The sequence below is a fragment of the Pseudomonas sp. PGPPP1 genome, assembly GCF_002255865.1.
Taxonomy (GTDB): Bacteria; Pseudomonadota; Gammaproteobacteria; order Pseudomonadales; family Pseudomonadaceae; genus Aquipseudomonas; species Aquipseudomonas cremoris.
Genome location: NZ_NKIG01000002.1, coordinates 144,143 through 155,771, shown reverse-complemented (window position 1 = coordinate 155,771; position 11,629 = coordinate 144,143). Strand labels below are relative to the sequence as shown.

Here is an 11,629-nt window from a genome sequence, read left to right as displayed (position 1 = left end):
GGATAGCATAGCCGACGTGTAGTGAGCGGCGGTGTCGGCGGGTTAGTTGTCGTAGCCCAGGTTCGGCGCCAACCAGCGCTCGGTCACGGCCAGGTCCTGGCCTTTACGTGCGGTGTAGCTCGCCACTTGGTCCTTGTCGATCTTGCCCACGGCAAAGTACTGCGCCTGTGGGTGCGCGAAGTACCAGCCGCTGACGGCTGCTGCCGGGAACATCGCGTAGTGCTCGGTGAGGAACACGCCACTGCGGCCGGCTTGCATTTCGCGGGCTTCGGGATCGAGCAATTGGAACAACGCGCCTTTCTCGGTGTGATCCGGGCACGCGGGGTAGCCGGGGGCAGGGCGGATGCCGCTGTACTGCTCCTTGATCAGCGCCTCGTTGTCCAGTTGCTCGTCCTTGGCGTAACCCCAGTAGTCTTTACGCACTTGCTGGTGCAGCCACTCGGCGCAGGCTTCGGCCAGGCGGTCGGCCAGGGCCTTGACCATGATCGAGTTGTAGTCGTCGCCCGCGTCCTGGTAGGCCTTGGCCACTTCTTCGGCGCCGATGCCGGCGGTGGTGATAAAACCACCGATGTAGTCGGTCACGCCGCTGTCCTTGGGCGCCACGAAGTCGGCCAGGGAGAAGTTCGGCTTGCCGTCGGTCTTGATGATCTGCTGGCGCAAGTGGTGCAGCTTGGCAATCGGCTGGCCATCGTCGCCGTAGACTTCCAGGTCATCATCCTGCACTTGGTTGGTCGGCCAGAAACCGAACACTGCACGTGCACTGATGAGTTTTTCATCGATCAGCTTGGCGAGCATTTCCTGGGCGTCGGCGTACAGCGCGGTGGCCGCTTCACCGACCACTTCGTCCTTGAGGATGCGTGGGAATTTGCCCGCCAGGTCCCAGGAAATAAAGAACGGCGTCCAGTCGATGTACTCGGCCAGCACCTTGAGGTCGATATTGTCCAGCACCTTGGCGCCGGTAAAGGTTGGCGTGACCGGGGTGTAGGTGCTCCAGTCGAACTGCGGTTTCTTGGCGATGGCCGCCGGGTAGCTCAGGCGTTCGGTACGGGCGCTGCGGTTGGCGGTGCGCTCGCGCACTTCCACGTATTCCTCGCGGGTACGTTCGACAAAGCCAGCTTTGAGTTCCTTTGACAGCAGTTGGGTGGCAACGCCGACCGCGCGGGAGGCGTCGGTGACATACACCACGGCATCGTTGCTGTACTTGGGCTCGATCTTCACCGCCGTGTGGGCCTTGGAGGTGGTGGCGCCACCGATCATCAGCGGCAGGTGGAAGTCCTGGCGCTGCATCTCACGGGCCACGTGCACCATTTCATCCAGGGACGGCGTAATCAGGCCAGACAGCCCGATGATGTCGCACTTCTGCTCCTTGGCTACCTGCAAGATCTTCTCCGCCGGCACCATCACGCCCAAATCGACGATGTCATAGCCGTTGCAACCCAGCACCACGCCAACAATGTTCTTGCCGATGTCATGCACGTCGCCTTTTACGGTGGCCATCAGGATCTTGCCCTTGGCTTCCGGCTTGTCGCCTTTTTCCAGCTCGATGAACGGGATCAAGTGGGCCACGGCCTGCTTCATCACACGGGCGGACTTCACCACTTGCGGCAGGAACATTTTGCCCGCGCCAAACAGGTCGCCGACGATGTTCATGCCGGACATCAGCGGGCCTTCGATTACTTCGATCGGGCGCGCGAACGACTGGCGGGATTCCTCGGTGTCTTCGACGATGTGGGTAGTGATGCCCTTGACCAGCGCATGTTCCAGGCGCTTGTTCACTTCCCAACCGCGCCATTCTTCGGTCTCGGCTTCTTTTACGCTGCCGTCACCCTTGTACTTGTCGGCGATGGCGAGGAGGGCGTCGGTGCCTTCCGGGGTGCGGTTGAGCACCACGTCTTCCACGGCGTCACGCAGCTCGGCCGGGATCTGGTCGTAGATCTCCAACTGGCCGGCGTTGACGATGCCCATGGTCAAGCCATTGCGGATCGCGTACAGCAGGAACACCGAGTGGATCGCTTCACGCACTGGGTTGTTGCCCCGGAACGAGAACGACACGTTGGACACGCCGCCGGAGCTCAGCGCGTACGGCAGCTCGTCACGGATGTAGGCACAGGCATTGATGAAGTCGACGGCGTAGTTGTTGTGCTCTTCGATACCGGTGGCGACCGCGAAGATGTTCGGGTCGAAGATGATGTCTTCCGGCGGGAAGCCGACTTCGTTCACCAGGATGTCGTAGGAGCGTTTGCAGATCTCCTTCTTGCGCGCTTCGGTGTCGGCCTGGCCAGCTTCGTCGAAGGCCATTACCACCACGGCAGCGCCATAGCGCTTGCACAGCTTGGCGTGGTGAATGAACTGCTCCACGCCTTCCTTCATGCTGATGGAGTTGACGATGCCCTTGCCCTGGATGCACTTGAGGCCGGCCTCGATCACGTCCCACTTGGAGGAGTCGATCATGATCGGCACACGGGAGATGTCCGGCTCGCCGGCAATCAGATTGAGGAAGGTCACCATGGCCTTCTTCGAATCGAGCATGCCCTCGTCCATGTTGATGTCGATCACCTGGGCGCCGGCTTCCACCTGCTGCAGGGCGACTTCCAGGGCTTCGGTGTAGTTGTCTTCGCGGATCAGACGCGCGAACTTGGCAGAGCCGGTGATATTGGTACGTTCGCCGACGTTGACGAACAACGAGCTGCGATCGATGGTGAACGGCTCCAGGCCCGACAGGCGGCAGGCCTTCGGGATATCCGGGATCACGCGAGGCGCATAACCGGCCACGGCCTTGGCGATGGCTTCGATGTGGCCCGGCGTGGTGCCGCAGCAGCCGCCGACGATGTTGAGGAAGCCGCTCTGGGCGAATTCTTCGATGACCTTGGCGGTTTCCGAGGGCAGTTCGTCGTACTCGCCGAATTCATTGGGCAGGCCGGCGTTCGGGTGCGCGGAGACGTGGGTGTTGGCCTTGTTCGACAACTCTTCCAGGTACGGACGCAGCTCGCTGGCGCCCAGGGCGCAGTTCAGGCCTACGGAAATCGGCTTGGCGTGGGCAACCGAGTTCCAGAACGCTTCGGTGGTCTGGCCCGACAGGGTGCGACCAGAGGCGTCGGTGATGGTGCCGGAGATCATGATCGGCAGTTCGATGTTCAGTTCTTCAAACACGCCTTGCACGGCGAATATCGCGGCCTTGGCGTTGAGGGTGTCGAAGATGGTCTCGATCAGGATCAGGTCGGCGCCGCCTTCGATCAGGCCTTTGGTGGCTTCGGTGTAGTTTTCCACCAGCTCATCGAAGGTCACGTTGCGGTAGCCGGGGTTGTTCACATCGGGCGACAGCGAGCACGTGCGGCTGGTTGGGCCGAGCACGCCAGCGACAAAGCGCGGCTTGTCCGGATTTTCCAGGGTCTTGGCGTCGGCAATCTTGCGCGCCAGGCGTGCGCCTTCTACGTTTAATTCGTAGGCCAGTTCTTCCATGCCGTAGTCGGCCATGGAAATGCGGGTGGCGTTGAAGGTGTTGGTTTCGAGGATGTCGGCACCGGCATCCAGGTAAGCTTTCTCGATACCGCCGATCACGTCGGGACGGGTGATCACCAGCAGGTCGTTGTTACCCTTGACGTCACTTGGCCAGTCGGCGAAGCGTTTGCCACGGTAGTCGACTTCTTCCAGTTTGTAGCTCTGGATCATCGTGCCCATACCGCCGTCGAGGATCAGGATACGGTCCTTGAGGGCTTGATGAAGGGCTTGCAGACGAACGCTACGATCGGACATGGGACTACTCTGGTCAGGCATTTCGGAGGGCATGAATCATAGCAAACCTGTGCCGATTTAGAGCATGTGCAGGTTTTGCATGAATATCGTTCATGTTGTTCAAGGGTGTGGCCCGGTAGAATCACCGGCAAATTTTTCAGCGCACGCATTGAATCGGGACCGGATACATGTCACTTCGCCTCATCATCAGCGCCGTCCTGGCCTTGATCGCCAGCACCGCACAGGCACAAGACTCCGCCCCTGCGATTTCTTATACCCGTGACATCCAGCCGATCTTCACCGAGAAATGCGTGGCCTGCCATGCCTGCTACGACTCCGCCTGCCAGCTCAACCTGGGCAGTGCCGAAGGTGCGGCCCGGGGTGCAAGCAAAATGCCGGTCTACGATGGCGAACGCAGCAAGGCCACGCCGACAACACGCTTGTTCTACGACGCCTTCGGCAAGCAGGCCTGGCAGCAAAAAGGCTTTTATTCTGTACTGGACGCCCAAGGCAGCCAGGCTGCACTGATGGCGCGGATGCTGGAGCTGGGGCACAACGCCCCGCTGGCACCCAATGCCAAACTGCCCGAAGAGATCGTACTGGGCCTCAACCGCGAAAACATGTGCGCCATGCCCGGCGAATTCAATGCCTACGCGGGTGCCCATCCCAAGGAAGGCATGCCACTGGCCGTTACCGGCCTGACTGACCAGCAATACCAGACGCTGCAACGCTGGCTCGCCTCCGGTGCGCCGATTGATGAGCAAGGCCTGGCGCCGAGCGCCAAGGAGGCGCTGCAAGTGCAGCAGTGGGAAAACCTGTTCAACCAGCCCGGTGCCCGGGAAAGCCTGGTGGCACGCTGGTTGTTCGAGCACTTGTTTCTCGCACATATCTATTTCGAGAACGGCGAGCCGGGCCATTTCTTCCAGTGGGTGCGCTCGCGCACGCCGAGCGGCCAGCCGATAGACCTGATCGCCACACGCCGTCCCAATGATGACCCGGGTACCCAGGTCTACTACCGCCTATGGCCCGTGCAGGGCGTGATCGTGCACAAGACCCACATCACGTACCCGTTCAGTGCCGAGAAAATGGCCCGCATCAAAGAACTGTTCTACAGCGGTAATTGGCAGGTCAACGCCTTGCCGGGCTACGGCCCGGGCCGCCGCGCCAACCCGTTCGACACCTTCGAAGCCATCCCGGCCAAGGCGCGCTACCAGTTCATGCTGGATAACGCCGAGTACTTCGTGCGCACCTTCATTCGTGGGCCGGTCTGCCGTGGGCAGATCGCCACAGACGTGATCCGCGACAACTTCTGGACCCTGTTCCAAGACCCCGATCACGACCTCTATATTACCGATGCGCGCTATCGCGGCCAGGCCACGCCGCTGCTGGCGATGCCGGGGCAGAACGATGACGTCGGCAGTGTGCTGAGCCTGTGGCTGGCCTACCGTGACAAGCGCAATGAATACGAGGCCCTGCGCCGTGACAGCTATGCAGAGGTGCCACCGCCGAGTTGGTCGAGCCTGTGGGCCGGCAACGACAACGCCTTGCTCACTATCTTCCGCCACTTCGACAGCGCCTCGGTGACCAAAGGCCTGATCGGTGAAGTGCCGCAGACGATGTGGCTGTTCGACTACCCGCTGCTGGAGCGCACCTATTACCAGTTGGCGGTGAACTTTGACGTGTTCGGCAACGTGTCGCACCAGGCCCAGACCCGGCTGTATTTCGACCTGATCCGCAATGGCGCCGAGCAGAACTTCCTGCGCCTGATGCCGGCAGATTCTCGTGATGATTTCCTCGATGACTGGTACCAGAACAGCGGCAAACTCAAGCTGTGGCTGGATTACGAGGCCATTGACGATGACAAGCCCACGGGGCTGCACCTGAACGAAAAAGACCCTAAGCGTGATTTCGCCAACCAACTGCTCACCCGTTATGGCGACCTGAATGCCAGCCCGGACCCGATCAACCGTTGCAGTGGCGCCTATTGTTCACGCGATGGCATCGATCCGGCGTTGCAGGATGCCGAGCAGGCCCTGAGCCGCCTGACTTCACGCCCTGCGGCGGGACTCAAGGTCATCGACCAATTGCCCGAAGCGACCCTGTTGCGCATCGAAACCACCAGCGGCAAGCGCGTGATCTACAGCATGTTGCGCAACCGTGCCCACAGTAACGTGGCATTCCTGCTCGGTGAGGCCTATCGCTATCAGCCTGGCCTGGACACCGTGACCATCTACCCCGGCGTACTCAGCAGCTACCCGAACTTCATGTTCAATATCCCTGCTCAGGAAGTGCCGGAGTTTGTGGCTCAGATGGAGCGGGCCAAGGACGCCAACCGCTTTGAAAAGATCGTCGACCGCTGGGGTGTACGCCGCAGTCACCCGCTGTTCTGGCAGTACTTCCACGATTTGTCGCAGTACATCCGTGAAACCACGCCGGTGGAAGAAGGGGTTTTGGATATGAATCGCTATGAAAACCTCTGACAGAGCGGATTAGTCTTTTCCGACAAAATTACTAGGACTTTGTACCTGCGTAATATTTTGGCGTAAACTGCCGGCAAGCCTGTGAGGAGTTTCCATGACTGCCATAACCATTACCGACGCCGCCCACGATTACCTGGCTGACCTGCTGTCCAAGCAGAACACCCCGGGTATCGGCATCCGCATCTTTATCACCCAGCCCGGCACCCAATACGCCGAGACTTGCATTGCCTACTGCAAGCCAGGGGAAGAGAAGCCTGAAGACACCGCGCTGGGGCTGAAAAGCTTCACCGCGTACATCGACAACTTCAGCGAAGCCTTCCTTGACGATGCCGTGGTTGACTACGCCACCGACCGCATGGGCGGCCAGTTGACCATCAAGGCGCCGAACGCCAAGGTGCCGAACGTCAACGCCGATAGCCCGGTGAACGAGCGCATCAACTACTACCTGCAAACCGAGATCAACCCGGGGCTGGCCAGCCACGGCGGCCAGGTGAGCCTGATCGACGTGGTCGATGACGGTATTGCGGTGTTGAAGTTCGGTGGCGGTTGCCAGGGCTGTGGCCAAGCGGACGTTACCCTGCGCGAAGGCATTGAGCGCACCCTGCTGGAGCGCATTCCAGAGCTCAAGGGTGTACGTGACGTGACCGACCACACGCAGAAAGAAAACGCCTACTACTGAGTAAGGCGTTCGCTGCGAACAAAAAACGGCGCCCCGTGAGCGCCGTTTTTTTATGCTTTAAATTCAGTTGCTTGCACTATCTATCTAACAAAGTAGATCAACTGTGGGACCTGGCTTGCCTGCGATAGCGGTACATCTGTAAGGCACATGTACTACATGACACACCGCCATCGCGGGCAAGTCCGGCTCCCACAGGGTTTTGTATTAAGTTCGCACTGTGTTCAAGGCCGATAAAGATGCGCATGCCCAGCCCGATACAGCGACGACTCACTAAAGCTGTCACTGGCCAGCACGCGGCCCACCACGATCAACGCCGTGCGCCGAAACCCCTTGGCGGCGACCTTGTCGGCAATATCAGTAAGCGTTCCAACCACCCAGTCCTGATCCGGCCACGTGGCGCGGTGCACCACGGCAATCGGGCAATCCGCGCCGTAATGTGGCAGCAGTTCAGCAACAATTTTCTCCAGGTGGTTGACCCCCAAGTGAATCGCCATGGTGGTGCCATGCTGCGCCAGGCTGCCGAAATCCTCGCCTGCCGGCATGCTGGTTTTGTCTGCATAGCGGGTCAGGATCACGCTCTGGGCGATGTCGGGCAGGGTCAGTTCGGTTTCCAGCAGCGCCGCACACGCCGCTACAGCGGTAACGCCGGGAATGATCTGGAAGGGAATGCCCAGCTCTCGCAAATGACGGATCTGCTCGCCAATCGCTCCATACAGGCTCGGATCCCCCGAGTGCACCCGCGCCACATCCTGACCCTTGGCGTGCGCTAACTTGATCAGGTCGATGATCTGTTCCAGGTGCAGTTCGGCGCTATTGACCAGTGTTTCTGCCTGATGACCTTCCAATACTGCCGCCGGCACCAACGAGCCCGCATAGATGATCACCGGGCAACTGCGGATCAGGCGCTGGCCTTTGACGGTGATCAATTCCGGGTCGCCGGGGCCTGCGCCGATGAAGTAGACGGTCATGGAGATTCCTGATGAAAAACGGGCGAGCATGAAGATTGCTCATGATCGGGGAGGGCAATTATCGAGAATTTATCCCGCGCAAGCCAATGCAAAGGTGGCTTGGAGGTTCTTTTTACGTGTAATCAACAGGCGAGAAGGGCTGCCGGCGAGGTGTTCGGCGAGGGCCAGGGCTGCGCTTTCAGCGACGCCATAGCAGCCGGTATGGGCAAAGGCCACGGCGGATTTGTGGCTCAGGCGGTCTGCAAAGGCTGCTAATTGCTCAGCGCTGAAACACTGCAACGGCAGATTCAGCGCATTGGCCAATGCCAGTATTCCTGGCTCGTCTTTTTTCAAATCGATACTGGCCAGCGCAGTAATGCTGTCGCGCTCAATACCGCCCTCGGCGAGGGCGGCATCAAACAGCTCCAACAGGGTATGAACATCACAACCCCGTTGGCAGCCCAGGCCGACCACTCGCGTCATGCCGAGTATTGTTCATCACGATTGCGGCGGAACAACCAGGCGCTGATCAGGCCTAGGGCCAGCCAGAACACCACGTTGGTCAACTGCGAAGCGATCTTGAACTGTGCTTCCAAGGCTTCCGGGGCCAGCATCGAATGCACCTCCGGCTGCGGCGCGCCGATCACGTGCGGCACCACCAGAATTGCCAGGCCCAGCGCTTTGAGCAGCCAGTTGCGACCGAACACCACCAAGGCGATGCCGGCGGCGGTGGACGCAGCGGTGCCGATCCACCAGATTTGCCGTTGTGCCAGGTCAGCCGCGGCAGTGCCCGGCAACTCAGGCGGCAGGCCCATGGTCGGCGCCAGCACGAACGTCGCGTAACCGGCCAGGCCCCAGAGCAAGCCTTGGGCGGTGCGGGTTGGCGCACGCAGGGTGTAGAGGCCGGCCAGCATCAAGGCAAAACCCACGGCAACCACCAAATTGCCGCCTGTGGTGGACAGCACGCGCTGCCAGCCATCTTCCGGCTCCCAGGCTTCGGCGTCATGGGTGTGGGCCGCGGCGCCTTCGGCATGCTCATGCACCACTTCGGCAGCAGCCGGGGCTTTTTCATAGGTTTCTGCCTGCAGAATCAGCGGGGCAACCCAAAAGCTTTGCAGTAGAGTCAGCAGCAGGGCCGCCAGCAGGCCGGTAAAACCTGCGGTTTGCGCGATACGCTTGATCATGTCGACAGGTCTCAGTGGCACGGGAACGCGGCGCTGTGGCGGGTATCGTGGGCAGCGTTGTGCACCGCCTCGATATGCGAGAACCCGGCGAAATACACCAGACACGCGCCGAGGATCGACGCACCGATGGCGGCGGTCAGGCGTTGGCTCAGGGTTGAGGTGCTGCTGTTGGCGTGCGAGGTGCTGCTGATGATCGACATGGCGCGTCCCTTCTGGGTTTCGGGGTGACACGAGCGCATGAAAACCCCGCGAGCCAGGCACGCAGGGTTTCGAACAGCGCCCGCCCACCGCGGGTTTGTTATCTGATTTTTTCGGGCCGGTCTCCGGGCTTGCGAGGGGAGGCTCTTGTAAAGAGTCAGCCTGAAAACGTCGCCTTCCCATGCTGGGGCACAGTGGATATAACGTTTCGCTCGCTTACCGTTGCGGGGGCAGCACCGGACTTGCCATAGGGGTATGGCTCACCGGTTTCCCGTTTCACCCTTTGCAGGGCACCCGAAACAAGATGTGTAGGAGAGCATGGGGGTGGGAGGGGAGTCAATTGGGATGTGCTTTGGATTGGGGTCATATCCGTTATTTAGGTAGCGGCGACTATTGGTTCCGCTCTTACAGCGGCTCACTTTTGAAAAGCGCAAAAGTAAGCAAAACGCTCTTGCCCCAACACTCGGCACCTCGCTTAGGCTCGGTGTGCCCTCACTCCGGCTTTGGAGCGTGGGCCGCCGCGATGGGCCATCCTTGGCCCAGCGCGGCTAACCCGGCGTCCTGCCGTGTTACCCACGCTCCAAAGCCTGCGTTCGGCCAGCGTGTTTGACGGGGCGCCCCAGATCAAAAGCAAGAGCGCGGCGGCCTGATAGCCGACCGGTTAGTGTGTGCCGATCAGCATACAAATGTATTAGGTGAGTAGTGGCTTGCTCTGGCTCTGGCTTTGTTTTTGATCTTGATCTTAGGCGCCCCGTTAAACACGCTGGCCGTAATTCGACATGGATTTGGGGGGTAAACCGGCAGGGATGCCGGTTTAGCCGCCCCGCGCCATGGATGGCGCGTGGCGGCGGCCCCCCAAATCCATGTCGGATTACGGGCATGCCGAGCCTAGGCGAGGCACCGAGTGTTGGGGCAAGAGCCCTTTGGTTACTTTGGGGCTTTTCCAAAGTGAGCCGCCGTAAGGGCGGAACCCTAAGTGGCCGTTACCGAAGAAACGGATATGTACACCAAGCCAACCAACCCAACCCCATCATTGACCATCCCCCAAGCACTGCGTAGCCTTGCACCCTCGAGGTTCTTCGGCCCCAGCCGAAGCTAAGAAGGGAACGCGGTCCAAGCCGCGGCTGCCCCCGCAACTGTAAAGGGTTCAGCTGACTGCCACGCCACTGCCGACAAGGCGGGAAGGCGCAGCCAGCGCCGGTCGCAAGACCCGCACGCCCCAAGCCAGGAGACCTGCCTCGCAACCGATTTTCAATTCAACCGGGCGGGGTGATCCGGTGACGAAATCCGCTGCTGCGCACTGTCGCAGGGCCTATCGTCCCGTATGCCCGCCCCAAAGGGCATCCGATGAAAACACTGGCCAAACTCCCCGTCACCATCGTTACCGGCTTTCTCGGTTCGGGCAAAACCACCTTGCTGCGCCATATGCTCGACAACGCTCAGGGCCGTCGCATCGCCGTGATCGTCAACGAGTTCGGCGAACTGGGCATCGACGGTGAAATCCTCAAACAGTGCTCCATCGGTTGCACCGAAGAAGAAGCCAACGGTCGCGTCTACGAGCTGGCCAACGGTTGCCTGTGCTGCACGGTGCAGGAAGAGTTCTTCCCGGTGATGCGTGAATTGGTCGCCCGTCGCGGCGACCTCGACCATATCCTTATCGAAACCTCAGGCCTGGCCCTGCCAAAGCCGTTGGTACAAGCCTTCCAGTGGCCGGAAATTCGCAGCGCGTGCACCGTGGACGCGGTGATCACTGTAGTCGACAGCCCGGCTGTGGCTGCTGGCACCTTCGCCGCGTTCCCGGACCAAGTCGACGCCCAGCGCAAACTCGACCCGAACCTGGATCACGAATCGCCATTGCATGAGCTGTTCGCCGACCAACTGGCCAGCGCCGACCTGGTGATCCTCAATAAAACCGACCTGATCAGCCCCGAAGACCTGGCCCGCGTGCGCCTGGAAGTCGCCGAAGAACTGCCGCCAGCCGTAAAAATCATCGAAGCCAGCAGCGGTCGCCTGCCGTTGGACGTGCTGATCGGCCTGGGTGCCGGCTCCGAAGAGCACATCGACGGTCGCCACAGCCACCACGATCATCATCACGAAGGTGAAGACGATCACGATCACGATGCCTTCGATTCGATCTCCATCGATCTGCCTCAGGCCGACGAAGCGCTGCTGCTCGACGCCCTGACGCAACTGGTTGTCCAGCACGGCATCCTGCGCGTCAAAGGCTTCGCTGCCATTCCTAACAAACCGATGCGCCTGCTGATCCAGGGCGTGGGCACGCGTTTCGACAAGCACTTCGACCGGGCGTGGGGCGCCGACGAAGCCCGCATTACGCGTCTGGTATTGATCGGCCAGGACCTTGATGCGGCGGGCCTCGAAGCGCAACTGCGCGCTGCCCTCAGCGTTTAA

8 protein-coding genes and 2 riboswitches are annotated in these 11,629 nt (G+C 60.5%); of the genes, 3 read left to right on the top strand and 5 right to left on the bottom strand.

Going from position 1 to position 11,629, the window contains the following annotated elements; all coding sequences use genetic code 11:
• Positions 1–42: 42 nt before the first annotated feature.
• On the bottom strand, positions 43–3,753 hold the full coding sequence (gene metH / locus CFE47_RS05270; protein WP_286835810.1) for a methionine synthase: 3,711 nt from the start codon (positions 3,751–3,753) through the stop codon (positions 43–45).
• A gap of 167 nt (positions 3,754–3,920) precedes the next feature.
• Here metH and CFE47_RS05265 point away from each other — a divergent pair, with 167 nt between their 5' ends.
• Positions 3,921–6,212 carry a fatty acid cis/trans isomerase gene (locus tag CFE47_RS05265; protein WP_286835809.1) on the top strand — a complete coding sequence of 764 codons (2,292 nt, stop codon included), beginning with the start codon at positions 3,921–3,923 and terminating at the stop codon, positions 6,210–6,212.
• Between the two features lie 94 nt (positions 6,213–6,306).
• Positions 6,307–6,891 carry a Fe-S biogenesis protein NfuA gene (gene nfuA / locus CFE47_RS05260; RefSeq protein ID WP_286835808.1) on the top strand — a complete coding sequence of 195 codons (585 nt, stop codon included), beginning with the start codon at positions 6,307–6,309 and terminating at the stop codon, positions 6,889–6,891.
• 221 nt (positions 6,892–7,112) lie between these two features.
• Here the strand turns inward: nfuA and cobM are convergent, their stop codons facing one another.
• From cobM to CFE47_RS05240, 4 genes are all read right to left on the bottom strand, one after another.
• Entirely contained in the window at positions 7,113–7,859 is a 747-nt protein-coding gene (cobM, locus tag CFE47_RS05255; protein WP_286835807.1) for a precorrin-4 C(11)-methyltransferase, read from the bottom strand.
• A 69-nt stretch (positions 7,860–7,928) separates the two neighbouring features.
• The gene (locus CFE47_RS05250) at positions 7,929–8,321 is read right to left on the bottom strand and encodes a cobalamin biosynthesis protein (protein WP_286835806.1); all 393 of its coding nucleotides are present in this window, start codon (positions 8,319–8,321) and stop codon (positions 7,929–7,931) included.
• Positions 8,318–9,022, bottom strand: coding sequence for a CbtA family protein (locus tag CFE47_RS05245; RefSeq protein WP_286835805.1), 705 nt, complete (start codon positions 9,020–9,022; stop codon positions 8,318–8,320). The genes CFE47_RS05250 and CFE47_RS05245 overlap by 4 nt, the downstream gene beginning before the upstream one ends.
• 11 nt (positions 9,023–9,033) lie before the next feature.
• The gene (locus CFE47_RS05240; protein WP_185709007.1) at positions 9,034–9,222 is read right to left on the bottom strand and encodes a CbtB domain-containing protein; all 189 of its coding nucleotides are present in this window, start codon (positions 9,220–9,222) and stop codon (positions 9,034–9,036) included.
• 97 nt (positions 9,223–9,319) lie between these two features.
• Positions 9,320–9,533: riboswitch (cobalamin riboswitch) on the bottom strand.
• A 742-nt stretch (positions 9,534–10,275) separates the two neighbouring features.
• Positions 10,276–10,475, top strand: a riboswitch (cobalamin riboswitch).
• A 92-nt stretch (positions 10,476–10,567) separates the two neighbouring features.
• Between CFE47_RS05240 and cobW the strand changes: the two genes are divergently transcribed.
• The gene (gene cobW, locus CFE47_RS05235) at positions 10,568–11,629 is read left to right on the top strand and encodes a cobalamin biosynthesis protein CobW (protein WP_177005202.1); all 1,062 of its coding nucleotides are present in this window, start codon (positions 10,568–10,570) and stop codon (positions 11,627–11,629) included.